The organism is Alloalcanivorax venustensis ISO4 (genome assembly GCF_015356855.1).
GTDB classification, from domain to species: Bacteria; Pseudomonadota; Gammaproteobacteria; order Pseudomonadales; family Alcanivoracaceae; genus Alloalcanivorax; species Alloalcanivorax venustensis.
The window spans coordinates 1-24,539 of the sequence record NZ_ARXR01000016.1 but is presented as its reverse complement, the minus strand read 5'-3'; the positions used below and the strand labels follow the sequence as shown (position 1 = coordinate 24,539).

At 67.3% G+C, this 24,539-nt stretch carries 25 protein-coding genes and 1 pseudogene; 12 read left to right on the top strand and 14 right to left on the bottom strand.

The features are described 5' to 3' along the window. Window positions 1-62 precede the first annotated feature (62 nt). The 7 genes from ISO4_RS10390 to ISO4_RS10360 are packed head-to-tail and all read right to left on the bottom strand — an operon-like array spanning window position 63 to window position 5,856. Window positions 63-1,370 (bottom strand): MSMEG_0569 family flavin-dependent oxidoreductase, encoded by a 1,308-nt coding sequence (locus ISO4_RS10390; protein WP_142949078.1) that lies wholly within the window; start codon window positions 1,368-1,370, stop codon window positions 63-65. Between the two features lie 25 nt (window positions 1,371-1,395). Further along, window positions 1,396-1,680, bottom strand: a complete 285-nt coding sequence (locus tag ISO4_RS10385; RefSeq protein ID WP_142949077.1) for an MSMEG_0570 family nitrogen starvation response protein — start codon at window positions 1,678-1,680, stop codon at window positions 1,396-1,398. Then, window positions 1,661-2,683, bottom strand: coding sequence for a sll0787 family AIR synthase-like protein (locus tag ISO4_RS10380; RefSeq protein ID WP_194856158.1), 1,023 nt, complete (start codon window positions 2,681-2,683; stop codon window positions 1,661-1,663). Before ISO4_RS10380 ends, ISO4_RS10385 begins: the two co-directional genes overlap by 20 nt. Then, window positions 2,680-3,222, bottom strand: a complete 543-nt coding sequence (locus ISO4_RS10375; RefSeq protein ID WP_194856157.1) for an MSMEG_0567/Sll0786 family nitrogen starvation N-acetyltransferase — start codon at window positions 3,220-3,222, stop codon at window positions 2,680-2,682. The genes ISO4_RS10380 and ISO4_RS10375 overlap by 4 nt, the downstream gene beginning before the upstream one ends. Next, a complete protein-coding gene (locus ISO4_RS10370; RefSeq protein ID WP_194856156.1) occupies window positions 3,219-4,364 on the bottom strand; it encodes an MSMEG_0568 family radical SAM protein in 1,146 nt (381 codons plus the stop codon). Before ISO4_RS10370 ends, ISO4_RS10375 begins: the two co-directional genes overlap by 4 nt. Beyond that, window positions 4,321-5,361, bottom strand: coding sequence for a Nit6803 family nitrilase (locus ISO4_RS10365; protein WP_142949074.1), 1,041 nt, complete (start codon window positions 5,359-5,361; stop codon window positions 4,321-4,323). Before ISO4_RS10365 ends, ISO4_RS10370 begins: the two co-directional genes overlap by 44 nt. Window positions 5,362-5,373: 12 nt before the next feature. Continuing rightward, window positions 5,374-5,856 (bottom strand): MSMEG_0572/Sll0783 family nitrogen starvation response protein, encoded by a 483-nt coding sequence (locus ISO4_RS10360; RefSeq protein WP_142949073.1) that lies wholly within the window; start codon window positions 5,854-5,856, stop codon window positions 5,374-5,376. A 290-nt stretch (window positions 5,857-6,146) separates the two neighbouring features. Here ISO4_RS10360 and ISO4_RS10355 point away from each other — a divergent pair, with 290 nt between their 5' ends. From ISO4_RS10355 to ISO4_RS10345, 3 genes are all read left to right on the top strand, one after another. Then, complete coding sequence (locus ISO4_RS10355; protein ID WP_194856155.1) at window positions 6,147-7,538, top strand: aminotransferase-like domain-containing protein; 1,392 nt, start codon at window positions 6,147-6,149, stop codon at window positions 7,536-7,538. A 95-nt stretch (window positions 7,539-7,633) separates the two neighbouring features. Then, window positions 7,634-8,050, top strand: coding sequence for a PaaI family thioesterase (locus ISO4_RS10350; protein ID WP_194856154.1), 417 nt, complete (start codon window positions 7,634-7,636; stop codon window positions 8,048-8,050). Window position 8,051: 1 nt separating this feature from the next. Then, window positions 8,052-8,642, top strand: a complete 591-nt coding sequence (locus ISO4_RS10345; RefSeq protein WP_194856153.1) for a 2-hydroxychromene-2-carboxylate isomerase — start codon at window positions 8,052-8,054, stop codon at window positions 8,640-8,642. On the opposite strand, the gene ISO4_RS10340 is transcribed toward ISO4_RS10345, so the two are convergent. The 3 genes from ISO4_RS10340 to ISO4_RS10330 form a co-directional block, all read right to left on the bottom strand. After that, window positions 8,639-10,324 (bottom strand): ABC1 kinase family protein, encoded by a 1,686-nt coding sequence (locus tag ISO4_RS10340; RefSeq protein ID WP_142949070.1) that lies wholly within the window; start codon window positions 10,322-10,324, stop codon window positions 8,639-8,641. The genes ISO4_RS10345 and ISO4_RS10340 overlap by 4 nt on opposite strands. Before the next feature lie 85 nt (window positions 10,325-10,409). Next, window positions 10,410-10,916, bottom strand: a complete 507-nt coding sequence (locus tag ISO4_RS10335) for a hypothetical protein (protein WP_142949069.1) — start codon at window positions 10,914-10,916, stop codon at window positions 10,410-10,412. A 456-nt stretch (window positions 10,917-11,372) separates the two neighbouring features. After that, the gene (locus ISO4_RS10330) at window positions 11,373-12,908 is read right to left on the bottom strand and encodes a cryptochrome/photolyase family protein (RefSeq protein ID WP_194856152.1); all 1,536 of its coding nucleotides are present in this window, start codon (window positions 12,906-12,908) and stop codon (window positions 11,373-11,375) included. Window positions 12,909-13,036: 128 nt separating this feature from the next. On the opposite strand from ISO4_RS10330, the gene ISO4_RS10325 reads away from it, so the two are divergent. From ISO4_RS10325 to ISO4_RS10300, 6 genes are all read left to right on the top strand, one after another. Beyond that, window positions 13,037-14,077, top strand: a complete 1,041-nt coding sequence (locus ISO4_RS10325; RefSeq protein WP_142949067.1) for an AraC family transcriptional regulator — start codon at window positions 13,037-13,039, stop codon at window positions 14,075-14,077. Further along, the gene (gene purU, locus ISO4_RS10320; protein WP_142949066.1) at window positions 14,064-14,948 is read left to right on the top strand and encodes a formyltetrahydrofolate deformylase; all 885 of its coding nucleotides are present in this window, start codon (window positions 14,064-14,066) and stop codon (window positions 14,946-14,948) included. Before ISO4_RS10325 ends, purU begins: the two co-directional genes overlap by 14 nt. 130 nt (window positions 14,949-15,078) lie before the next feature. Beyond that, window positions 15,079-16,107 carry a 23S rRNA (cytidine(2498)-2'-O)-methyltransferase RlmM gene (gene rlmM, locus ISO4_RS10315; protein WP_194856151.1) on the top strand — a complete coding sequence of 343 codons (1,029 nt, stop codon included), beginning with the start codon at window positions 15,079-15,081 and terminating at the stop codon, window positions 16,105-16,107. After that, window positions 16,100-17,338, top strand: a complete 1,239-nt coding sequence (locus ISO4_RS10310) for an MFS transporter (protein ID WP_194856150.1) — start codon at window positions 16,100-16,102, stop codon at window positions 17,336-17,338. The genes rlmM and ISO4_RS10310 overlap by 8 nt, the downstream gene beginning before the upstream one ends. A 10-nt stretch (window positions 17,339-17,348) precedes the next feature. Then, window positions 17,349-17,594 carry a sulfurtransferase TusA gene (gene tusA / locus ISO4_RS10305; RefSeq protein ID WP_142949064.1) on the top strand — a complete coding sequence of 82 codons (246 nt, stop codon included), beginning with the start codon at window positions 17,349-17,351 and terminating at the stop codon, window positions 17,592-17,594. A 93-nt stretch (window positions 17,595-17,687) separates the two neighbouring features. Continuing rightward, a complete protein-coding gene (locus ISO4_RS10300; protein ID WP_142949063.1) occupies window positions 17,688-18,092 on the top strand; it encodes an MAPEG family protein in 405 nt (134 codons plus the stop codon). 16 nt (window positions 18,093-18,108) lie between these two features. Here the strand turns inward: ISO4_RS10300 and ISO4_RS10295 are convergent, their stop codons facing one another. The 3 genes from ISO4_RS10295 to ISO4_RS17015 all read right to left on the bottom strand — a co-directional run bounded on the left by ISO4_RS10295 (window position 18,109) and on the right by ISO4_RS17015 (window position 20,792). Further along, entirely contained in the window at window positions 18,109-19,002 is an 894-nt protein-coding gene (locus tag ISO4_RS10295; protein ID WP_194856149.1) for a carbon-nitrogen hydrolase, read from the bottom strand. A 64-nt stretch (window positions 19,003-19,066) separates the two neighbouring features. Next, a complete protein-coding gene (locus ISO4_RS10290; protein ID WP_255442489.1) occupies window positions 19,067-20,098 on the bottom strand; it encodes an agmatine deiminase family protein in 1,032 nt (343 codons plus the stop codon). Beyond that, window positions 20,091-20,792, bottom strand: coding sequence for a hypothetical protein (locus tag ISO4_RS17015; protein ID WP_228548052.1), 702 nt, complete (start codon window positions 20,790-20,792; stop codon window positions 20,091-20,093). Before ISO4_RS17015 ends, ISO4_RS10290 begins: the two co-directional genes overlap by 8 nt. Before the next feature lie 211 nt (window positions 20,793-21,003). Between ISO4_RS17015 and ISO4_RS10285 the strand changes: the two genes are divergently transcribed. Together ISO4_RS10285 and ISO4_RS10280 are read left to right on the top strand one after the other, a co-directional pair. Next, entirely contained in the window at window positions 21,004-22,239 is a 1,236-nt protein-coding gene (locus tag ISO4_RS10285) for a lipoprotein-releasing ABC transporter permease subunit (RefSeq protein ID WP_142949060.1), read from the top strand. Then, window positions 22,232-22,910 (top strand): annotated as a pseudogene (locus ISO4_RS10280) (ABC transporter ATP-binding protein). The gene ISO4_RS10285 and the pseudogene ISO4_RS10280 overlap by 8 nt, the downstream one beginning before the upstream one ends. A 101-nt stretch (window positions 22,911-23,011) precedes the next feature. Here the strand turns inward: ISO4_RS10280 and ISO4_RS10275 are convergent. Then, window positions 23,012-23,521, bottom strand: coding sequence for a DUF2062 domain-containing protein (locus ISO4_RS10275; protein ID WP_142949058.1), 510 nt, complete (start codon window positions 23,519-23,521; stop codon window positions 23,012-23,014). 130 nt (window positions 23,522-23,651) lie between these two features. Here ISO4_RS10275 and ISO4_RS10270 point away from each other — a divergent pair. Then, window positions 23,652-24,539 (top strand): ComEC/Rec2 family competence protein (locus ISO4_RS10270; RefSeq protein ID WP_194856147.1); only part of this gene is annotated, 888 nt, incomplete at its 3' end.

The following is a 24,539-nucleotide window of genomic DNA, read 5'->3' as shown; positions in this document are numbered from 1 at the left end:
CTCCCGGCGCCGCTGTTTTGTCCTGTTTTTATTTTCCGGCCCCGCCTTTTGGTGGGGCTTTTTTATGGCCGACAATTTTGTGTGGTGTTGTGGGAGCGGGCCCAGCCCGGCCCGCTCGCACAGAGCTCATCAGCCAGGTGGTCGACCACGTGTTCGGCGTCCTCGGCGATGGCGTAGATGCGTCCGGAGCCCCAGGTGTGCTGCCAGGGCAGGCCCAGGAAGTAGAGGCCGGGGCTGGCGGTGACGCCGCGCTCGTGTTTCGGGTAGCCGCTGTCGTCGAAGGCGGCCGGCACCTTGATCCAGCTGAAATCCGGCGCGTAGCCGATACACCAGATCACCGTGGTGATGCCGGTGGCGTCCAGGTCCAGGCGGGTGGGGTGGTCCGGTGCCGGCTCCCACACCGGGCGGTAGGGCGCTTCCGCCGGCGCGTCGATGTTGTGCCGCGCGATATGCTCGTCGATGCTGGCCTTGATGCGGGCGTTGGTGGCGTCGGCGTTGTCGAGGTTTTCCCTGAGGTCGTGGCCGAACAGAATCCGGCCGCCTTCCAGGTCTTCCAGGCGCCCGTACAGGCGCATGCCTTCCAGGGCGAAGCGGCGCAGGTCGATGTCGCGGCCGCCGTCGCGGCCGGTGACGTAGTGGTTGGCCTTTGCTTTGACCTGATCCTCGCTGAGGTGCTCGCGCACCGGAATGCGGTAGTGGCCCATGTCGTCCAGCCAGGCGACCACGTCGCGGCCCCGGTAGAAGCGCGAGACCCGCGGCGCGGGGCCCACCGCCAGGTGCACCTCGCGGCCGGCCAAGTGCAGGTCCTCGGCGATCTGGCAGCCGGACTGGCCGGTGCCCACCACCAGCACCGGTCCCTCGGGCAGGGCGTCCGGATTACGATAGGCGGAGGCGTCCAGCTGGGTCAGGTGGTCGGGCAGGGCGTCGGCGCAGGGCGGCACCTTGGGCTGGTGGTAGACGCTCACCGCCATGATCACCCGGTCGGCGCTCAGCGCGCCCCGGTCGGTGCGCACCCGGTAGCCGCCGCCGGATCGCGGCGTGACCTCCTGCACGGTGACGCCTTCCCGCAGCGGCGGCGAAAAGGCAGCCCGGAAGCGCTCCATCCAGGCGACGATCTGGTCCTTGACCATGAAGCCGTCCGGGTCGTCGCCGTCATAGGGGTGGCCGGGCAGCCGGCACTGCCAGTTCGGCGTGACCAGGGAGAAGCTGTCCCAGCGTTCGTTTTTCCAGGCGTGGAAGGCCTGGTGCTTTTCCAGCACCAGATGGTCGATGTCATGGCGGCACAGCCAGTAGCTGGCGGACAGGCCGGCCTGGCCGCCGCCCACCACGATCACCGGGTAGTGCTGTCCTGCGAAAAAGGGCGTGGTCATGGTGGCTCCTTTCATTGATTAAGTGTCAGCCAATGCGGGTGACGGTGACGCGGGCGTCCTCGACACCGGCGAACTGCCGGCCCCGGGTTTCGATCGCCAGCAATTGGGTTTCCGCGCTGCTGCAGCGGAAACCGAACTTTTGTTCCACCCGGTCCGCGGCCAGGGTCAGCGCCTCGCGGCTGAGGCGCAGGAATTCCGGCAGCGGGTAGTCTTCGCCGCTGCGCAGATAGTCGTGGATCACGGTGGAAGGGGAATAACAATGGCTTTCGCTCTGGTCCGGCCAGCGGACGTCAAAATGCACTTCGGGCATGGTGGGCTTCAGGCTCGGGTTGAATAGCGGATTGAAGGGCGGGCGCGCCGATAAAAGGGGTGCGCCCCAGATCCCAGAACAGGCCGGTTTCTTCCTCCAGGGAGAGGGTGAGACGGTGGCCGGGGTGCACCCGGCCCACGTCGGCGATCGCCAGATCGCGCTGGCGGAACAGGCCGGTGACCGCGTCGCGGTGGGCCTCGGGCACCGCCAGCACGAAGCCGTAGCTGGGGAAGGTGCTCAGCCAGCGCGCCAGGGGCACATCGGCGGGCCGGGGCAGGGCGTTCAGTGCCAGGTGGCCGCCTACGCCGGAGCACTCCAGCAACATCAGGGTGGTGCCCACGAAGCTGGCCATGCTGATGTCCTTGGCGGCGCGGCACAGGCCGCGCTCGGCGATCAGCGGCAACAGCTCCAGGTCGCCGCGCAGCCGCTCGCCGGGGGCGTCGCTGCTGGCGTCCCAGTTGTGGCTGTCCGGTTCGCCGGGGCCGGCCGGCCGATAGGCGCCGCGCAGGTCGCAGGCCACCATCAAATGGTCGCCGGGCCGGGCATCGAAACTGGTGAGCAGGCGTTTGGCGCGGCCGATAATGGCCACCGACAACTGCGCCCGGTCGTTGTGGGCGTTGCTGTGGCCGCCCACCACCGGCACCTGGTATTTGCCGGCGGCCCGGCGCAGCCCCGCCATGATCGCGTCCGCCTGATCGGCGCCGGCGCTCCACAGCGCGTCCACCACCGCCGTGGGCCGGCCGCCCATGGCGTAGATGTCGCTGACGTTGACCATCACCCCGCAATAGCCGGCGAAATCCGGGTCCCGCGCCACGAAGCCGTTGGGGAAGCCTTCAATGGCGAACAGCAGGTAGCCGTCGCCGTCGGCCAGGACGGCGCAGTCGTCGCCCACCGGCACGGCGCCGTGCGCGGCCTCCAGGTCGCGCAGCATCGGCGCGATATCCTGCTTGTGCTGGAACGCCGGGCTGTCACGCAGGGCGTCCATCAGGGCGGTGAGGGTCATGAGGCCCTCCTGCCCACCGCCACCAGCGGCAGGGTGCCGCCGTGCACCGGCGGATAGTGGGCCAGATCGGCGCGCATCAGCACGTGCGGCCTGCCGTGCAGGTCGAGACTACGCAGGGTGCGCCAGTGCAGGCTTTCGAACAGCGCCTGGTTGGCGGCCTGCACGGTGGCGAAAAAAGCGTTACAGCCGCGCGCATGGGCGCTGCCCACCGCCAGCCGGATCAGCGCGCTGCCCAGATGGGCGTCGCGCCGGTAGCCCGGCGCCACCGCCAGCCGGGAGCCGTACCAGATGCCGGGCCGGTCGTTGTGGATGCGCACCGTGCCGACCACCTCGTCCGGGCCGCCCGCCAGGTAGGAGAGCGCCACCAGGGTGGTGGCGTGTTGGTCCAGGGCGTCCCGGTCGTGGTCCTGGAACAGCCCCTGCTCCTGGCAGAACACGCGGCGGCGCAGCGCGGCGGCGGCGCGCTGCTCCCAGGCCTGGTCCGCCACTTTGACGGCGTACTCCCGGGGGCGGAACGGGGTGACCGGTTCCAGGATCATGACAGGCTCTCCAGATCCGCGGGCACCTGGTTGGAGGCGTCCTCGAAGGTCGACAGCGACGAGCAGGCGCCGCAGCGTCCGCAGCCGGCCTTGATGTCACGGGAACGCAGGTCGCCGTCGCGCAGCATGGCCGCCAGCGGTTCCAGGATGCTTGCCATATGGGCGGAGGACGGCGACGGGTGGTTCGCCAGCGGCGTGCCGGAGATTGGCACGAACGGCACCACGAACGGATAAACCCCGAGGTCGATCAACCGCCGGCAAAGCGCCAGGGTGGTTTCCGGGGTGTCGCCCAGTCCGGCCAGCAAATAGGTGCTGACCTGGCCGCGCCCGAACACCGCCACCGCCTCGGCGAAGGCGTCCATGTACTGCGCCAGGCTCACCGAGGCCTTGCTGGGCATGATTTTCTCGCGCAGCGCCGGGGTGGCGATTTCCAGGTGCATGCCCAGGCTGGCCACGCCGCTGTCGCGCAGGCGCCGGAACCAGGCCGGGTCGTCCGGCGGCTCGCATTGCGCCTGGATCGGCAGGTCCACGGCGGCGGTGACGGCGGCGGCGCTGTCGCACAGGATGCGCGCGCCCCGGTCCCGCAGGTTGGGGGTGCCGGTGGTCATCACCATATGTTTGACGCCGTCCAGCGCCACCGCCGCCCGCGCCACCTCGGCCAGCTGCGCCGGGGTTTTATGAGCGATGGTGCGGCCCTCCTTGAGCGACTGCTCGATGGCGCAGAACTGGCAGGAGACCTTGCGGTTGTTATAGCGGATGCAGGTTTGCAGCACGGTGGTGGCGAGCACGTCCTTACCGTGCAGGGTGGCGATGTGCGAATAGGGCACGCCGTCGTCGGTGCGCAGGTCGTAAAAGCGCGGTGTCGGGGTGAACGCCAGCCGGGCGATTTCCCGGCCCTCCCGGGACAGGGCGGCGCCGCCGTCGTCGCCGGCGGTGCCCAGGCTGTACGGTGACTGATCGGCGCCGGCGGTGTGCACCGGGATCATCACCACCCGGCCATCGATCGATAGCGCCTTGTGGTCCGAGGGGCCGGCGCCGCCGCGCCGGCTGGGGGCGCCGTGGCCGGCGTCCTCCAGGCGTACGCCGCGGGTCTGCAGCTCATTGATGAGCTGTTCGGTGGACAACGCTTTGCTCGCGGTCATCGCTATCGCTCCTCTCGGACGGAGATTGGAAAGTGGCCACGGTGGGCGCCTGGTCGTCCGGTTTCGGGACGTCGTGCCAGGTGGCCGCCGGCCGCCGGTCGATCATCAGGCTGAGCAGTTCCGGGCGGGCGTAGTGGCCCACCGAATCCATCATCCGTTTGCGTTTCAGAATCAGCGCCATGTCCAGGTCGGCCATGCACAGGCCTTCGCCTTCGGTGATCGGCTCACCCAGCACCTTGCCCTCCGGGGACACGATCATGGTCATGCAGCCGCCGCGCAGGGCCTTTTGCTGGGCCGGGTCGTCGGTGATCGATTCAATCTGGTGGTCTTCCAGCCAGCCGGTGGCGTTGACCACGAAACAGCCGGATTCCGCCGCATGGTGGCGCATCGCCGCCTCGATCTGGTCGGCGAACACCTGGCCGACCATGGAACCGGGAAACTGGGCGCAGTGGATTTCCTCGTGCTGGGTCATCAGCGCGTAGCGGGCCAGGGGGTTGTAGTGTTCCCAGCAGGCCAGGGCGCCGATGCGCCCGACGCCGCTGTCCACCACCTTCAGGCCGCTGGCGTCGCCCTGGCCCCAGATCATGCGCTCGTGGTAGGTGGGCGTGATCTTACGGCGCTTGAGCAGCAGGCGGCCGTCGCGGTCGAACACCACCTGGGTGTTGTAGAGCGTGCCCCGGTCCCGTTCGTTGACGCCCAGCACCACCACCATCGAATGGCGGGCGGCGAGGGCGGCGACCCGGTCCAACTCCGGGCCGGGCACCGTCACCGCCTGTTGGTAGAGGGCAAGGTGGTCCGCGCCGGAGAACGCCGGGGCGCGCACGAACGAAAAATACGGGTAGTAGGGCAGCAGGGTTTCCGGGAAGACGATCAGTTGCACGCCCCGCCCGGCGGCCTCCTCGAGGGTGGCGCACACCTTGTCCAGCGTGCCCCCGGGGGTGCGCAGGTCCGGCGCGATCTGCGCCGCCGCCGCCCGTACCGTTGCGGCTTCGTTCATGGCGCCGCTCCCTCAGGTGGTCCAGGTGTCGAGGATGAAGGCGCCGTCCCGGCGGTGCAGCAGCACCAGGTCCAGCACGTCCAGGGGATTGATTGGTCTGATCCCCTCAATCAATGAAGGCTCGCCGTGGCCGTACAGCGCCTGAAGCGCGAACCGGCAGGCGTACACCTTGCCGCCTTCCCCCATGAACTTGGTGATCTGGTTGTTGACCGCCATATGGCCGGGGAACGCCTCGTCGCCCAGGGTCGGGAAGCCACGCTGCACGCCCAGGGTGACACCGGGGCCGTACAGCAGCACCGAGGTGTCGAACCCTTTGCGCTGCAAGCGCGTGGCCTGCAACATATTGACCAGCCCGATGGACCCTTCGAACGCCACGGTATGGAAGGTCACCAGGGCTTTCTCCCCCGGCTCCGCCTTGACGTCCTCGAACACCTTTTCTTCGTAGTCGACGAAAAAATCGCCTTTCTGATGCGCTGCTTTCTCTACGGTGGGCATAACCGTCTCCCATGCTTTGAGGATGCTTTTGAGGTTGATCGAAGGCGACGCCCAGGGCCGCGCTCCGTAACCGTTCAATTGCAATCAATATGCCAACCAATAGATGAAATGATTGATTGGTCCGGGACGCTGTGGCTCAATGGGCGGCGAATCCCGTGGTGCCGCGAGCCACCGGCCGGCGGGCAACCAATCAAAGCGCCGGGCGGCGCCCACCCTGGTGAGCGACACTGGTGCACGGGGTGGTTCCGATCAGTGCGAAAAGGCGCCGCCACATGGCGCGGAGTGAGTCCATGACCTCTTCCCAGGAGGCCTGGCGACCGGTTCTCAAGACCAGCGGCCAGCCAGTCTATATTCGTATCGCCGACGCCATCGGCGACGACATCCTGGCCGGCCGGCTGGGGGTCGGCGAGCGCCTGCCACCGCTGCGGGATCTGGCCGAAACCCTGCAACTGAACTACGCCACCGTGTCGCGGGGCTACGGCGAGGCGCAGCGCCGTGGTCTGATCTATTCGCGGGTCGGGCAGGGCTCCTTCGTGTGCCGGCCGGGCCGCGCCAGCCGCCGCAGCGCCAGCGCCGACCGGGCGGTGGACATGACCATGAACCTGCCGCCGGAACCCCGCGACCCGCTGCTGCGCGAGCGCATGGAAGCCGGGCTGCGCGCCCTGGGGCCGGACCTTCAGCCGTTGATGCGCTACCAAGAATTCGGCGGCTCCATGGAGGACCGCGAAGCGGCGGTGGCCTGGCTGGAGCGGCGCCCTTTGACGGTGAGCGAGGACCGGGTGCTGGTGTGCCCCGGGGTGCAAAGCGCCTTGCTGGCGGTGCTCGGCAACCTGGCCCGGCCCGGCGACGTGGTGCTGTGCGAGGCGCTGACCTACCCGGGGCTGCGGGCCATTGCCGGGCAGCTGGGCCTGCGTTTGGTGGGGGTGCCGCTGGACGACGACGGCATTGATCCGGACGCGCTGGCGAAGCTGTGCGCGGAACATCATCCCAAGGCGTTGTATTGCAATCCGGTGCTGCTCAACCCGGCGGCGGTGACCTTGAGCGACGAGCGCCGCCACCGGGTGGTGCAGATCGCCCGCCGTCATAATCTGCCGATTATCGAGGACGACGCCTACGGTCTGCTGCCCAGCCACCGGCCGCCGGCGTTGGCGGCGCTGGCGCCGGAACTGACCTATTACCTGTGCGGATTCAGCAAGTCGTTGGGGGCGGGGTTGCGCATTGCCTACCTGGCGTTGCCCTCGGCCCGGTTGCGCTCGCGGCTGGCGGTCACCCTGCGCGCCACCACGGTGATGGCGTCGCCGATTACCGCGGCGCTGGCGTCCTGCTGGGTCCAGGACGGCACCGCCGACCTGGCCCTGACGCTGACCCGCCGCGAGTCCCAGGCGCGCCAGGAACTGGTCGCGGAGATCCTGGCCGGTGCCGACTACCGGTCGCACCCGGAGGCCTTCCACGTCTGGCTGCGGATGCCGCCCGCCTGGAGCCGGGTGGCGTTCGCCGCGCGGCTGCGCGCCCAGGGCATCAATGTGGTGGTCAGCGACGCCTTCGCGGTCAACGGCAAGCCGCCGGAAGCGGTGCGGCTTTGCCTGGGCGGCCCCGCCAGCCGCCAGGATCTGGGCCAGGCCCTGCATGTGATCGCCGACGCCCTGCAACAGCCGGGCGCCGCCAGTGCCGGCTTTTTCTGAGCGGTCCGTACTTTCGGAGGGCTGGCCAACGCCGGCCCGATGCGGAATGCTTGACGCTTGTCCGCATGGGTTATAACAACAGGGGGATAGTCGCCATGGCCGACCAGGACCAGGTGCGCACCTTGATGCAGGCGCCGTTTTTGCGCTTGCTGGGGGTGGAAGTGGACAGTATCGAGCCGGGCAGGGTGGTGTCCCGCCTGCCGGTGCGCGAAGAGCTCAATCAACAGAACGGCTATGTGCACGCCGGCGCGGTGGGCACCCTGGCGGATCACACCGCCGGCGCCGCCTGTGGCACGCTGCTCGACGACGGCCATATGCCGTTGACCGCCGAGTTCAAGGTCAATCTGCTGCGCCCGGCCCTGGGCGTGGCGCTGGTGTGCGAGGCGGCGGTGCTGAAAATGGGCAAGACATTGACGGTGGCGGAGTCCGAGGTGTTCGCCGAGGACGGCAACGGCGGCCGAAAGCTGATCGCCAAGGCCACCGTGACCCTGGCGATCGTGGCGGTGCGCTGATATGGCGGATCTGGAATTCTGGTTCGATTTCGCCAGCCCCTACGCCTATCTGGCGGCGGAGACCATCGAGCCGGCCGCCGCCGAGGCGGGCGTGCGGGTGATCTGGAAGCCGTTCCTGCTGGGCCCGATTTTCAGCGAGCAGGGCTGGACCGATTCGCCCTTCAACCTTTACCCGGCCCGGGGCCGCTACCTGTGGCTGGATCTCCAACGGGAGACCCGGCGCCTGGGCATTGCCTGGCGCCGGCCGGCGCGCTTCCCGTTCAACAGCACCCTGGCCACCAAAACCGCCACCTGGATCGACACCGGGTTCCGGCTGCCGGCGTATTGCCGGGCGGTGTTCCGGGCCGGCTTCGCCGAGCGCCGTGATCCGGCCACGCCCACGGTGATCGAGGAGTGCCTGCGCCAGGCCGGGCTGGACCGCGCGCCCCTGGACCGGGCGCTGGCGGAAGGCGGCGGCGAGCGCACCCGGGCCGACGTGGCGGCGGCCCGCCAGCGGGATATTTTCGGTGCCCCGTCGTTCGTGGTGAACGGCGAGCTGTTCTGGGGCAACGAGCGCCTCGGCGCGGCCCTGGAGCGCGCCTGGGTGGATTAGAACTCCGCCCGCGGTACCAGGCCCCAGCGCTGCCACCAGGGGAGCGGTTCGGGTGTCGCCGCCTGCCGAGGAGTGTCGCCGAGGGTTTCCGGCATGGTCAGATAACGCAGCACCAGACGGCCGATGTCCAGGCGCGGCTGATAATGCAGAAACAGGCCGCCCAGGGTGCCGAACACCCGCGCCAGCATCACGAACTCCGCCGGTATTTTTTCCACCGGGTCGTCCTCCATGCGGATCAATAGTGCGCGCACCTGTTCCATCAGTGCCTCCGGGCCGGGCCACTGCGTGCCGGCGGCGCCGGTCTCCACCATGGCCACCCGTATCTGATCGAGCAGGGCGTCGGTGAACGCCAGCAGGGTGTCCGGGCGGCCGCTGCGGGTGGCGAAGCCGAGCTCCGCCAGGGTTTCCGCGATCACCGTCCGTTCGCCGACAATGGCGGCCTGCAGCACCCGGAAGTAGCCGCGCCGGTAGGCCTCCGGCAGCGTCATGGTGCAGCCGAAGTCGAGCACCACCACACGGCCGTCGTCGTCGACCATCAGGTTGCCCGGGTGCGGGTCGGCCTGGAACACGCCGCCCACCAGCACCTGACGGAACCAGGCGTCGAGCAGGGCGTGCAGGATGCCGCTGACGGCCTCCTGATCACCGCGTTGGTGGTGTTCGTCGAGCACCATGGTGAGCTTGCGCCCGCGAACGAACTCGCTGGTCAGCACGCGTCGCCCGCACAGGCTGTCGACCGTGGCGGGGACGGTGACCGCCGGTTGCGCCGCCAGCTGGGCGCGCACACGACGCATGGCGTCGGCTTCGCCCGGGTAGTCCAGTTCGTCGCGGACGGTACGCTGGATTTCCCCGATGATGGTGTCGAAATCCATCGGCGGCAGGGCGCCGCGCACACTGTCGATGAATACCTTTAACAGTGTCATATCCAGCTCGATGACCTCATCCAGACCGGGGCGCTGGATTTTCACCGCCACCTCGCGGCCATCCGCCAAGCGGGCTTTATGCACCTGGCCGATGCTGGCGGCGGCCAGCGGTTCCGGATCAAAGTGCTCGAACAGCTGCTCCAAGGGGGCACCGAACTCCTGCTCGATCACGCCGCGCACCGCCTCAAAGGTTTCCGGACGGGCCTGGTCCTGCAGCTGGGCCAGTTCTTCCACCCAGGCGGCGGGCAGCAGGTCCGGGCGGCTGGACAGGATTTGCCCGATCTTGAGGAAGGCGCCGCCCTGTTCCAGGGAGGTTTTGCGGAAGCGGCGCGCGTTCTTGCGGTGCAGGGAGGTCAGGGCCGCCTCCTGCATGCTGGAGGGCAGGAACGCCGAACGCGTGCCCCAGAGCCGGTAACTGGCCACCACCCGGGTGAGCATCCAGCCGGTCACCGACAGCCGTTTCAGCCGGGCGGGCCAGCGCTTCGCCTCGCGGGCCAGCTCCTGGCATTCGCCGGCCACGTCCCCGGCGCCGCTCTCGATGGCGCGCCAGGCGGACACGGCCTGCTGCGCCAGCTCGCGGCCCTGCCAGGCGGTGCGTTCAATGGCTTTCAAGGTGCCTTCCATCACCGCCAGCCAGGCGCGCAGGCCGCTGTCCTGCTGGTGGCCACTGAAGGCTTTCAGTGCCGGCCAGTGGCGCTCGTGGCTCTCGACGTCGGCACGGTCGGTAGTGTCGGTGGCGGTGGCTTGCCGGGATACGGTCATAGGGACGCCCCTTGTCATTTAATGTATTACAAAATAGGGCAGCAGGGGGCGTCTGACAATGGTAATGTGAACACTTGTTACAAAATTACCCGGCGGGGTCTTTGTCGAGGCAGGCCTGGCACAGCCACACCACCGGGGCGGCGGGCTCGGTGGTCAGTCCGCGCAGCGCCTTTTGCCCGCGGGAGAGGGTGACACCGCACTGGGTGCAGTGCGTGGGCTTGTTGACGATCACTTCCTGCCAGGCGTCCACGGCCTCGAGCAGGGCGCGGGCCACGGTGCCGCCCTGGTCGGCGGGCACGAAGGTGGCCGGCGCGCGGGCCTGGCCCTTGGCGGCGGAGGCGAGGCGGCGGGCGTCCCGGGCCACGTTGTCCACCAGTTGCGAGGAATCGGCGACGATGCCGTCCACCAGCCGGAAGCTGTCTTCCAGCACATTGCGGATCAGGTGGGACACCGTCACCCGCTCCCGCTCGGCGGCGTGGCGCAGGCTGTCTTCCAGGTCCTGGGGCACGCGGGTCTGGATCACCCGGTCCTTGCGTTCACTCTCCGGCGCCGGCCGTCTTCCACGGCGGCTTTTACGCGGCTTGTCGGTCATGGTGGTCGGTCACGGCTTGTTGGTTCGAGTCACCACAATGTACTACAAAAAAGTTCGTTACGCTTTAGAGGGAGGTTGTTTCCAGCTTGAGTCTGGTTCTCTCCAGCTGGGGACGCGGGTCTGTGTTAGGCCCTTCCGGGAACGCCGTGAATACGTCCCTGTAGGCTCCCTGTCGAACGTCCTGTTCTCCAGGGTCCCGGAAGGGCCTAACACAGACCCGCTCCTTAGCTAGCGTCACCATCCCGGGTCATAGCTGGCGCCGAACCTTTCTGCAAAGGTCCGGGCGGTGTTGTGACCCGTGGCGGTTCCGCTGCCAAGTGAGCGGAGCAATGGTGGTGCCTGGAGGGACCTATTTGGCCAGGGATGGCCAAATGAGAGCGCCCACGGACGGCTTGAGCGATCCCGGAAGGCACCACCATTGCTCCGCGTCTCGGATACGGAGCTCCGAAAGGCTCCCTAAAGGTGTTCGGGATCCTCGAGCAGGGTGTCGGCGCGGGCCAGGATCGCGTCCCGCTTGCTCTCGGCCATGCGGCCCCAGGCTTTGTAGATCATGCTCATGCGCGGGTGCTTCTCGAAGCGCCGCCGGTGGCGGTGGATGAAATGCCAGTAGAGGCTGTTGAACGGGCAGCTGTTGTCTTCCTCGGCGCTGCTCACCTTGTAGGGGCAGTCGCCGCAGTAGTCGGACATGCGCTGGATATATTTGCCGCTGGCGGCGTAGGGCTTGGAGCCCAGATAGCCGCCGTCGGCGTGCATCACCATGCCCAGGGTGTTGGGCAGCTCCACCCATTCGAAGGCGTCCGCGTAGACCGCCAGATACCATTCGTGGATCTGCTTCACGTCCACGCCCAGCAGCAGGGCCAGGTTGCCGGTGACCATCAGCCGCTGAATGTGGTGGGCGTAGGCGTGTTCGCGGGTGGCGCGCACCGCTTCGGACACGCAGCGCATGCGGGTCTCGCCGCTCCAGTAGAACCAGGGCAGGTCGCGGTGGCTGGCGAGCCGGTTTTCTTCCCGGTAGTCGGGCATCAGCAGCCAGTACAGGCCGCGCACGTATTCGCGCCAGCCCAGTATCTGGCGGATGAAGCCTTCCACCGCGTTGAGCGGCGCCTTGTCTTGCAGGTAGCGCTGCTCGGCGGCCTCGCACACCGCCAGGGGATCGAGCAGGCCGGCGTTGATGTACTGGCTGAGCACGCTGTGAAAGAGAAAGTCGTCGCCGCTGTCCATGGCGTCCTGGTAGTCGCCGAAGTGGGGCAGGGCGTGGTCCAGAAAGTGACTCAGTGACGCCTGCGCCTGCTCTTCGGTGACCGCGAACCAGAACGGTTGCAGGTCGCCGAAGCGGTCGGGGAAGCGGGCTTCCACCAGCTCCAGCACTTCCCGGGTGGTGGCGTCCGGGGTGAAGCGCTTGGGGCCGGGGGGCGGCGCTTCGCCGTCGAAGCGTTTGCGGTTTTCCTTGTCGAAGTTCCAGCGTCCGCCCAGCGGCTGGCCGTCGGCGTCCATCAGCAGGCCGGTGGCGCGGCGCATGGTGCGGTAGAAGTATTCCATGCGCGGCTGTTTGCGGCCCTCGGCCCAGTCCCGGAAGGCCTCGGTGGTGCACAGGAAGCGCCGGTCATCCAGGATGCGCACCGTGCACCCGAGCTTCTGCGGCCACTGGCGCTTCATCGCCTCGAGCAGCCGCCATTCGCCGGGGGCGGTGACCAGCAGTTGGCGGGCGCCGCTGTCGCGGCGGCTGGCCAGCAGAGCATCGGTGAGGTCCTGATGGTCCTGGTCCAGGGTATAGTAGTCCACCCGCCAGCCGTCCTGGCGCAGGCGATCGGCGAAATGGCGCATGGCGGCGAACAGGAATGCAATCTTCTTGCGGTGGTGGGGCACGTAGTCGCACTCGCCGGCCACCTCCGCCATTACCACCCGGTCGCGGGCCGGGTCGCCTTCGGCCAGGCTGCTGAGATGGGGGCTGAGCTGGTCGCCGAGAATCAGTATCAGGCGGGGTGCGGCCATGGTGGCGGTCCTTGCGCGATGGGTTGACCTACACAGGGTAGCGCTGGGCGATGAAGCCCGGGTCAAAAGTATTTATCATGGGGCGCTTGTCCGATGGGGGCAGGGCACGTGACGTTTCAGGATGGCCAATGATTCAGCGAAGAACAATCAACGTACAGCGGGTGGTGAAGGTGCTGCAGGGCGCCGCCCGCGGTGGCGTGAGCATTCCGGCGCTGCTTGACCAGTGCGGTATTGAGCGGCGCGTGCTGGAGGATCCGGACGCGCGCATCGAGCGCGATACCTTTATCCGTTTGATGTTGCTGGTCATGGAGCAGACCCAGGATGAGTTCCTGGGCTTCGGGCAGGGCCGCAAGTCCAAGCCCGGCACGTTTTCGATGATGGCCCACGCGGTGGTCAACTGCCCCAACCTGGAAGCGGCGGTGGACCGGGGGATCCGTTTCTACAGTTTGTTTGACCTGAGCGTGGACAGCCGACTGCTGCGTGACGGCGACCAGGCCGCTCTGATGGTGCGCGTGGACCGCCGGCTGGATTTCCGCGATGTGATCATCGAGGCGATGCTGTTCCTGTCGCTGCGTTTTATGAGCTGGCTGGTGGGCAAGGCGGTGGAGCCGCAGGCGGTGTACCTGGACTACGAGCCGGTGCGCGAGGACGACGAATACCGCTTTATGTTCGACTGCCCGACGCACTACAACAGCGACGTCAACCAGGTGGTGTTCCCGGCGCATTTTCTCGACCTGCCGCTGGTGCAGAACGAGCTGTCGCTGTCCAAGTTCCTGCGCGACTCGCTGGCTCAGTTGTTCGACGGCAACGTGCACAACGTGGGGCTGCCGGCGCAGATCCGCGCGATCATCTCCAATGAGTACGGCAACCATTTTCCCGACTTCGGCGAGATCTGCGAAAAGCTCGGCATGACGCCGCAGACCCTGCGTCGCCGTCTCAAGGAAGGCAACACCAGCTATCAGGAAATCAAGGATTCGATCCGCAAGGACGCCTCGGTGTATTACCTTTCCAAACCGGAACTGAGCATCGACGAAATCGCCCTGCTGATGGGTTTCAGCGAGGCCAGTTCTTTCCATCGGGCGTTCAAGAAGTGGACCGGTCAGACCCCGTCCGCCTACCGGCGCGACCATTTTGGCAATCCACACGGAGACATTCATGAACCCCGCTGACAAACCCGAGGACGCGGCCACCGCCCGTCTGCTGGTGACCTGCCCGGATCAGCCCGGCATCATCAGCGCGGTGTCCACGTTTCTGTACAACCACGGCGCCAACATTACCGACCTGGATCAGCACTCCAGCGATCATCAGGACGGCACTTTCTTTCTGCGCCTGGAATTCCAGACCCCGGGGCTGGATTGCAGCCACGAAGCGCTGGAGAACAACTTCCGCAACCGCGTCGCCAACCGCTACGGGATGCAGTGGCACATCAGCTACGCCGCCGATAAAAAGCGCATGGCGGTGCTGGTATCCCGCCATGACCACGTGATCATGGACCTGTTGTGGCGGGTGTCGCGGGGCGATCTGCCGGCGGTGATTCCGATGGTGATCAGCAACCACGACGACCTGCGCGGCGAAGTGGAGCGTTTCGGCATTCCCTACCACCATATTCCGGTCACCCGGGACAATAAGGAAGAGGCGGAAGCGCAGGCATTGGAGCTGTTGGAAGGGCAAGTGGACGTGATCGTACTGGCCCGCTACATGCAGATTCTCAGCCCCACCTTCGTGGCCCGGCACCCGCACCGCATCATCAATATTCACCACTCTTTCTTGCCCGCCTTCGTCGGTGCCAACCCCTATCAGCAGGCCCACGACCGGGGCGTGAAACTGATCGGCGCCACCAGCCACTACGTCACCGAGGACCTGGACCAGGGGCCGATCATCGAACAGAACGTGCAGCGCGTGTCGCACCGCCATTCGGCGGCCGAGCTGCGCGGCCTGGGCCAGGACGTGGAGCGCCAGGTGATGCTGCGCGCGGTGCGCTGGCACCTGGAAGACCGGGTGATCGTGGACGGAAACAAGACCGTTGTTTTCGTCAAGTGACGAAAACAACGGTCAGTTAATAGTTAACAGTGAATAGTTAATAGCGAAAACCCGGCTTCGGAGCCGCCCCGCTGTTAACTGTTAACTGTTAACTGTTCACTATTAACTGCTCACCAACAGTTGTCGTTTTATGGAAACTTTTCTGGCCCTGTGCCGGCCGGGGTTCGAGTCGGATCTGGCCGCGGAATTCACCGAGCGTGCCGCTGATCTGGGCGTGGCCGGTTATCCGCGCGCGGACAAGAACAAAGGCTACGTGCTCTGGTACAGCCAGCAGGGCAGTGTGATGCCGCTGCTGGATACCGGTCTGGTGTTCGCGCGCAGCCTGTATCCGTGCCCGGATCGCTTTGAGGACCTGCCGGACACCGACCGCATCGGCGCCCTGTGGCCCTCGTTGCGGGCGCTGGGGCCGTTCAGCGAGCTCTATCTGGAGCACGCGGACAGCAATGACGGCCGCGAGCTGGCCCGTTTTCTGCGCGGCTTCCGCAAAGCGCTGGAGCCCCGGCTGCGTAAGGACGGCCTGCTGCGCAACAACGCACGACAGCGCCTGCATCTGTTCTTCGATGACTCCCGCAACGGCCTGATCGGTGTCAGCCCGGCGGAGCTGCCGTTGCCGGAGAGCGGCCTGATGCGCCTGCGCCTGTCGCCGGAAGCGCCCAGCCGTTCGGCGCTCAAGCTGGAAGAGGCACTGCTGCGTTTTTGCGGGCGGGGCCGGCCGCCGGGTCTGCACACCGCCGTGGACCTGGGCGCGGCCCCCGGCGGCTGGAGCTGGCATCTGGCGCGGCTGGGCATCAAGGTCACCGGCGTCGACCATGGCCGGCTGGACGCGCGCCTGATGGACGAGTACCCGGTGCGCCATGTGGCCGGCGACGCCTTCACCTGGCGCCCGGAGCGGCCGGTGGATCTGGTGGTCTGCGATGTGGTGGACAAGCCGGCGCGCACCCTGGCGCTGATGCAGAAATGGCTGCAGCAGGGCTGGGCCCGCACCGCCTTGTTCAATCTCAAGCTGCCGATGGCGCGCCGCTACCGGGAGGCCGCCACCTTGCTGGAGCGCCTCCAGGAAGGGCTGTCGCGGCAGTACCCCGATGCCCGCATCCAGGCCGCGCACCTCTATCACGACCGCGAGGAAATCACCGTCTGGGTGGACTGCCGCGATGCCTGAAGCGCGGCGGCCGGCGCTGCCGGTGCTGCTGGGCACCCTGGCGGTGCTGTATTTCCTGCAGGGCCTGCCCGCCGGCCTGCTGGCCAAGGCGGTGCCGTCCCTGGCCCGCGAGAGCGGCCTGTCCCGGGAGTGGATCGGTCTGCTGGGCCTGGCGGCCGCGCCCTGGGCGCTGAAGTTCCTGTGGGCGCCGTGGGTGGACCGGCTCGGCCGGGGCCGCCCCGGCCACCGCAAACGCTGGGTGATCGGCTGCCAGGCGCTGGTGGTGCTGATTCTGCTGCTGCTGTCCTTCACCGAGCGGGCGGTCTGGTTCGCCGACGCCTTTCCGCTGCTGTTACTGCTGTTGCTGCTGCTGAACACCGCCAGCGCCACCCAGGATATCGCCGCCGACGGCCTCGCCGTGCGGTTGCTGCGTCCGGAGTGGCGCGGGCCCGGTAACAGCGTTCAGGTGCTGGGCTACAAGGTCGGGCTGATTCTCAGCGGTGCCCTGTTGCTGATGGCCAACGACTGGATCGGCTGGCGCGCCAGCCTCTGTTTGCTGGCGGCCACGGTGGCGTTGTTGCTGATACCGGTGGCGTTGTTCCGCGAACCCCTGGAGACGTCGCCCTCGACCCCAGCGGCGGAACGGGCGTCGCGGCACTGGTGGTGGCGCCAGTGGCAGGGCTTCTGGCGCCGCCCCGGCTTGCTGCTGTGGGTAGTGATTTTGCTGGGCTACAAGGTCGGTGACGGTTTCGGCACGCGGATGATCAAGCCGTTCCTGGTGGACCAGGGCTGGAGCCAGGCGGCCATCGGCCGGTTGGATCTGGTGGCCTCGCTGACCGGTTTACTGGCGGCGGCGCTGGCCGGCCTGCTGATGCTGTGGCTGAGCCGCAAGGCGGCGCTGATCGGTTTCGGCGTGCTGCAGGCGCTGGCCTTTGTCGGCTGGTGGGCGGTGGCCGCCGGCGCGGCGGGCTGGGTCTGGCCGGTGGCGTTGTTCGAGCAGTTCGCGGACGGCCTGTCCACGGTGGCCCTGTTCGTGGTGATGATGGACTACTGCCGCCGTGACCGGGAGGGCGGTGACTACACCCTGCAGGCGTCGGTGTACCTGATGGCGGTGGGCCTGTTTACGCTGGGCAGCGGCTTCAGCGCTTCCGCGCTCGGTTACGCCGGCCATTTCCTGCTTGCGGCGGGCCTTGGCGGCTTGGTTATAATAGCGGCCCTTTTCTGGCGCCCGCCGCCGCAACGACTGGGCTGACCGCACTGTTATGACCGATACCCCGCACGCCGAACACCACCTCGACGCCACCGGCCTGGTTTGCCCGGAACCGGTAATGCTGCTGCACGGCAAGGTGCGCGACATGGGCGCCGGCGAGGTGCTGGAAGTGCGCGCCACCGATCCGTCCACCGAGCGGGACATTCCCAAGTTCTGCCAGTTTCTCGGCCACACCCTTCTTGAGCACCGCCAGCAGGGCGAGCTGTTTCTCTATTGGATCGAGAAGAAGCGTGCTTAGCTACACTCGGTAACGTCATTTTTATTTTCGCTGTGTCATTTTGGGAGGCTGGGGCCTCGGCCCGTCCTTCCCAATGCGATAAGGAAAATAACAATGACCGGATTTACGGCTCTGCTGATTTTCGTGATTCTGAGTTTGCTGCTGGCGATGACCTACGCCGGCTACCGGGTGCCGCAGATTTTTCTGGGGAACAAAAAGGCCAACCACTGGGAGCGCAATCAACCGGTGGATGACCCGGCCTTTTTGGTCCGTGCCAAGGGCGCGCATCTGAATTGCCTGGAAAACCTGCCGCTGTTCGCGGCCCTGGTGCTAACGGCCGCGGCCACCGGGCAGAGCGCTGTGGTGGACGGGCTCGCCGGCGTGTTCATCTTCTGCCGTCTGGGACAGAGCGCCGCGCATTTGATCGGCACCAGCCTGCCGCTGGTGCTGGTCCGCGCCACCCTGTTCGTGGCGCAGGTACTGATCATGCTGTACCTGGCCTGGATGCTTATGCCCTAGTCGGTCCCGGTAGCAGTCAGTCCCGATAACGCTTGGTGAGGTCCTGGTAGGCGTCCACCCGGCGGTCCCGCAGGTAGGGCCAGATGCGGCGCACCTCTTCCGAGCGTGCCATGTCCAGGTCCACCACCAGGGTTTGTTCCTGGTCCCGGTCCGCCCGCGCCAGGTATTCGCCCTGGGGCCCGCACACGAAGCTGTTGCCCCAGAAGTCGATGCCGCCGTTGCCGTCCGGGCCGGGTTCAAAGCCGGTGCGGTTGGCGACCAGCACCGGCAGGCCGTTGGCCACGGCGTGGGCGCGCTGCACGGTGATCCAGGCGTCCAGCTGGCGGTTCTGTTCTTCCGGGTCGTCGCTGCGGTCCCAGCCGATGGCGGTGGGGTAGAGCAGCAGGTCGGCGCCGGCCAGCGCCATCAGGCGGGCCGCTTCCGGGTACCACTGATCCCAGCACACCAGCAGCCCCAGCTTGCCGACGCTGGTGCGGATCGGCGTGAACCCGGAATGGCCGGCGTTGAAGGTGGCGTCGCCGGGGGTGAAATAAAACTTCTCGTAGAAGCCCGGGTCGTCGGGGATGTGCATCTTGCGGTACAGCCCGGCGAGATGGCCGTCGCTTTCCAGCACCACGGCGGTGTTGTGGTAGAGGCCGGTGGCGCGTTTCTCGAACAGGCTGGCGACAATCACCACCTGCAGTTCCCGGGCCAGCGCCCCCAACGCGTCGGTGCTGGGGCCGGGTACCGTTTCCGCCAGGTCGAACATGGCGGTGTCCTCGCTCTGGCAGAAATACAGGCTGCGGTGCAGCTCCTGGAGCATCACCAGCTGGGCCCCCTGGGCCACGGCCTCGCGGATCTTGTCCATGGAACGGGCCAGGTTGGCGTCCAGGTCGGCGGTGTTCTGTTGCTGTATCACGGCAACGCGCATGTGGGTGTCTCTTCCGGTGCGGTTTTGGAAAGTCGGAGTTGTGAAAAGGATAGCAGTTTCCGGCTCAGGCCAGCACACCCTCGGGCAGTTGCATGGTGATGCAATGCAGGCTGCCGCCCTGTTCGATCAGCGGCCGGCAGGGGATGCCCTGCACCTGGCGCTCGCCGGCCACGGCGGCGAAGGCCTTCAGGGCAGCGTCATCGGTGTCGCAATCGTACAGCGGCACCAGGATCTTGCGGTTGGTGATCAGGAAGTTGGCGTAGGTGGCCGGCAGCCGCTCGCCGTCGTCGCTGTACTGGGCGCGGGCCATGGGCAGCGGCACCAGGTCGAGCCCTTCGCGGCCGGCCAGCTCGCGCAATTGCGCGGCCATCGCCGACAGCGCCGGGTAATGGCTGTCGTCGGGGTCGTCGCAGTGCACATAGGCGAGGGTGGTGGCGTTCACGAAGCGCGCCAGGGTGTCCACGTGGGCGTCGGTGTCGTCGCCTTCCAGGTGGCCGTGGTCGAGCCACCAGATGGTGTCCACGCCCAGGGATTCCCGCAGCCGGCTTTCCAGCGTCGCCTCGTCCAGTGCCGGGTTGCGGTTGGGGTTGCGCAGACAGGCGCGGGTGGTGAGCAGATGGCCGTGGCCGTCGGTGTCGATGGCACCGCCTTCCAGGACCAGGTCCTGCGTATGCAGGGTCACGCGCCAGGGCAGGGCGCGGTTGAGCCGGTCGTCGAGGGCCGCTTCGAATTTGCCGCCCCAGCCGGTGAAACGGAAATCCAGCAGCACCGGCGCGCCGTTTTCCTGCACGGCGATGGGGCCGAAATCCCGTGCCCAGGTATCGTTGTAGTCGGCGATGCGGATGCGCAGCCGGCGGCTGTCGGCGCCGCTGTCGTCGATCAGTGTCCGGGCGGTCTCCGCCGCTTCACTGTCGCGGCATACCAGCAGCACCGCTTCGTGGTCGAGCAGCGCCTTGATCAGGGCAAGATAGGTGTCGCGTGCCGGGGACAGCCGGCCGGCCCAGTCGGTGTGCTCGTCGGGCCAGGCCAGCAGGATGCCCCATTGGGGGTGCCACTCCGGTAACAGGCGGCGCTCGGTGTGGCGGTGATCAGTCACTGTCCTGGTCTTCCCGGGGGTCGTCCACGACGATGCGGCCGGTGGCCGGATCGAAGCGGAAACGTCCGTCGCTTGCTTTATCGCCTTCGGCGGCGTCGTCCGAGGCGCCGTCATCGGTGCGCTCCCGGGTGTCGTCGTCGGCGTCCTCTTCGGCACGTTCGTCGGAATCCTTCTCGGCACGCTCCTCGGCGCTTTCCGCTTTGGCGCGCACCGCGGTGCTGCCCGGCGCGGAATCGGATTCGGAACTGGCTTCGTCGTCCTCTTCCTCTTTATTGCGCGGCGGATCGAAGGTCTCCACCTCGATATTGGTTTCCTGCTCTTCCTCTTCCGTGGGCGGCTCCTCGCCGTTGGCCGGAGAAATGCCCACTTCCGCTTCCAGGGTGGAATGCGCCTCCGAGGCTTCGCCCGGCGCGTCGCCGGCTGGGGACGGCTCGGCCGCCGGCGCGCGTTCTTTTTCGCGCACGCTGTGCAGGCTGGTGTCGTTTTCAAAATAGACACTGAAGCCGTCATAGTCCCAGCGCGTGATCGGCGGTTTACCCACCGACGGCCGGGTATGCCGGGGTTCGCCGAATTGCGCGCGCACCTCGGCCTTGCTCAGGCCGCGGCCGGGGATGTCCTGGTCCGACGCGGCCAACGCCGTGGCCGGCCAGTACATCGTGGTCGCCAGTGCCAACGCCGTGAATATCTTGCCCATTACCTCTTCCCCCTTGGATAAGCCGGTACTGATAGTACGGACAGCGTGAACCTCTGTTCAAGTAAAACGGTGTTTAGCCTTGCCCGCGCCGCCGCCCGCGTCGACGATTTTTTGTGGTGCCGGGATTGAATCAAATCGCCGTTGTGTGGTCGCGGATAGTCGTCACAAAGCGACTGGCACAGGCCGCCGTTTTAGTGCTTAAATGCGCGCCATGTTTCGACCCTTTGCCCTGTTCGTGGGTCTGCGCTACACCGGCGCCCGGGCCCGCAATAGTTTCATCTCCGTGATCACCCTGATCTCCGCGCTCGGGCTGATGCTCGGTGTCGCCGTTCTGATCACCGTTCTGTCGGTGATGAACGGCTTCGACCGGGAACTTCAGACCCGCATTCTGGGGATGGTCACCCATTTGTCCGTGCACGGCCGCGAGCCGGTCACCGACTGGCAGGCGCTGGCCGACCAGGTGCGTGACTACCCGGGCGTGGAAGCGGCGGCGCCGTTCATCAAGCTCGAGGGCATGCTCACCTACGAGGGCAACGTGGCCGGGGTGCTGGTCAACGGCATCGAGCCGGAGGCGGAGAAGGACGTGTCCATCGTCGATGAGATGATGTGGGACGGTGACCTCCAGGATCTGCAGCCCGGTGAGTTCGGTATCGTGCTGGGTTACGCGCTGGCCCGTAAGCTGGGCGCCGAAACCGGCGACAAGATCACCCTGGTGTTGCCGGAGGCCAGCGTGTCCCCGGCCGGGGTGATGCCGCGCTTCAAGCGTTTCACCGTGGTCGGCCGTTTCCGGGCGCGGGCCGAGGTGGACAGTCTTTACGCCTATGTGGCCAACGAGGACGCCGCCCGGCTGGAACGCCAGCCCGGCACCGTCGAGGGCATTCATCTGCGCCTCACCGATCTGTTCGCCGCGCCGGAGATCGGCTGGCAACTTCAGCAGGCGCTGGGGCCGGACTACTACACCAGCGACTGGACCCGCAGCCACGGCAACCTGTTCCAGGCCATCAAGATGGAAAAGAGCATGATGACGCTGCTGCTCAGCTTCATCGTCGCCGTGGCCGCGTTCAATATTATTTCCAGCCAGGTGATGCTGGTCACCGAGAAGCGCGGCAACATCGCCGTGTTGCGCACCCTGGGCGCCTCGCCGGGCACCATCATGCGCATCTTCATGGTTCAGGGCACGGTGATCGGCCTGGCCGGCACCTTCCTGGGCACCGTGCTCGGCGTGCTGCTGGCCACCAATGTGAGCGAGGTGGCGGCCTGGGTGGAAGCCACCTTCAACACCCGTCTGTTCGATGCCTACTTCGTCAACTATCTGCCGTCGCAGCTGAAATGGAGCGACGTCACCGTGATTGTCGGCATCGCCATGCTGATCAGCTTCTCGGCCACGCTGTATCCATCCTGGCGTGCCAGCCGGGTGCGACCCGCGGAGGCCCTGCGCTATGAGTAACGGTGAACATCAGGAGTCGGTGCTGGAGGCCCGCGGGCTGGTCAAGCGCTACCCGGAAGGCCGTGGCGAGCTGCAGGTGCTCAACGGCGTGGAGCTGACCGTCCGCCGGGGCGACATCGCCGCCATTATCGGCACCTCCGGGTCGGGCAAATCCACGCTGCTCAACCTGCTGGGCGGGCTGGACGTGCCCAGCTGGCCAGCCGCTGGCCGGTCTCAATGACCGGGCGCTGGGGCGGCTGCGCAATCATTATCTGGGCTTCGTGTACCAGTTCCACCATCTGCTGCCGGAGTTCACCGCCCGGGAGAACGTGGCCATGCCGTTGCTGATCCGTGGCCTCAAGCCGGGGGAAGCCGCGCAACGGGCCGAGCGACTGCTGGATCAGGTGGGCCTGGCGCCGCGCGCCGAGCACAAGCCGGCGCAGCTGAGCGGCGGCGAGCGGCAGCGGGTGGCGATCGCCCGCGCCCTGGTGACCGACCCGGCGCTGGTGATGGCCGACGAGCCCACCGGTAACCTGGACGAGCGCACCGCCGACCAGGTGCAGGACCTGATGCTGGAGCTCAACCAGCGCCTGGGCACCGCTTTCCTGGTGGTTACTCACGATCATCACTTCGCGGGCCGCTGCCAGAGCCGCCACGAGCTGCACGACGGCCTGCTGCATCCGGTGGCCTGAGCCGCCGGCGCACAACACCTTCCGTTTTTTCCTTCCCGGATTATCGCCGCTGGCTGACAGGCCGGCGGCGCCGTCGCCGTTAGGCTGTAGGGATCAGCGCGTTACTGCTGCCGCTGCCGGCGGCGGGCACGAAGATTCCAACTGCGCACCACCGCCAGCCGCCAGAACAGTTTGACGGTGAAATAGGAAGCCAGACCGGCGATCAGCGCGCAGGTCAGCGAGCCGATCCACAACGGCACCAGCTGCTCCACGAACCAGGCGACATTGATGGCGTGGTCGGAGCTGGGCGTGAGCCCGGTCATCCAGGCGCCCACCCGGTAGGTGAAATAAAAGATCGGCACATAGGTGACCGGGTTGGAAATCCACACCAGCATTACCGAAAGCGGCAGGTTGCAATGGAAGCGCACCGCCAGCAGGGCGGCCAGGCCCATTTGCAGGGGAATCGGCAGCAGCCCGGTGAACACGCCGATAAAGGCGGCCCCGGCCAGGGAGTGGCGGTTTATGTGCCAGAGGTTGGGGTCCGACAATACCTCTCCCAGGAAGCTCAGGGATTTGTGTCCTTTGAGGCGATCCGGCGAGGGCAGGTATTTGCGGAACAAATGTTTGGGCATGTGAAACTGCAAGGTCCCTGGAAGACGGGCGCTATTATGCCGACCCGGGCGGCGTACGCCTACATCGACCTGTGACTGAGACGCCGCGCCGTTACATGGAGGCGTGATCATAACAACCCGGTGAGCAAGGATGCGATACTGGTTTTCCCCTGCGGCGATGATCGCGGCGGTCTGGAGCGGCCTCTGGTGGCCCCTGGCGGCGCTCGCGGTGCTGGCGGTGGCGCTGCCGCGCGGGCGCGGCTGGTGCCTGCTGCTGGCCTTGTCCTGGGCCCACGGGCTGCTGGCCCTGGAGCAGGGGCTGGATCGCCGGCTGCCGGAGTATCTGAACGGCACCCCGTTGACCGTGGAAGCCCGGGTGGTGGGGCTGCCGGTCACGGACACGCGCCGCCGCTTCGGCGAGACCCTGCGCCGCCAGCGGATGATTCTGGACCTGCGCCTGGCCGTCGACGAGCGGCCCTGGCCGGGCCGCCACCGGGTGCGGGTCACGGCCTGGGCGCCGCTGCCGGCGCTGGAGGCCGGCGACCGGCTGCGCGGCAAGGTGCGCCTCTTCTTTCCCCACGGCTGGTACAACCAGACCGGGCCGGACCGCGCCCGTTTCGATCTCGCCGACCGCATCGACGCCCGTGGCGTGCTCACGGCGGTGATCCGCCAGCGGGGGCGGCCTGACAGCCTGGACGCCCGCCGCGCCGGTCTTTCCCGGCGCGTCAGGGAGCTGCTGTCCGCCAGTCCCGCGGGTGCCGCGGTGATTCCGGCGCTGGTCACCGGCGACCGCCGTGGTCTGGAGCCGCCGCTATGGCGGCTGTTCCAGGACCTGGGCACCGCCCACCTGCTGGCCATTTCAGGCCTGCACCTGACGCTGGTCACCGGCCTGCTGTGGGGGTTGGGGCGCTGGCTGCTGGCGCCGCTGCTGTGGCTTGCGTGCCCGCCGGCGCGGCGCTTCAGCCTGCAGCAGTGGGCCTGGGCCCCGGCGCTGGCCGGGGCGCTCGGCTACGCGGCGCTGGCGGGCTTCGCGCTGCCC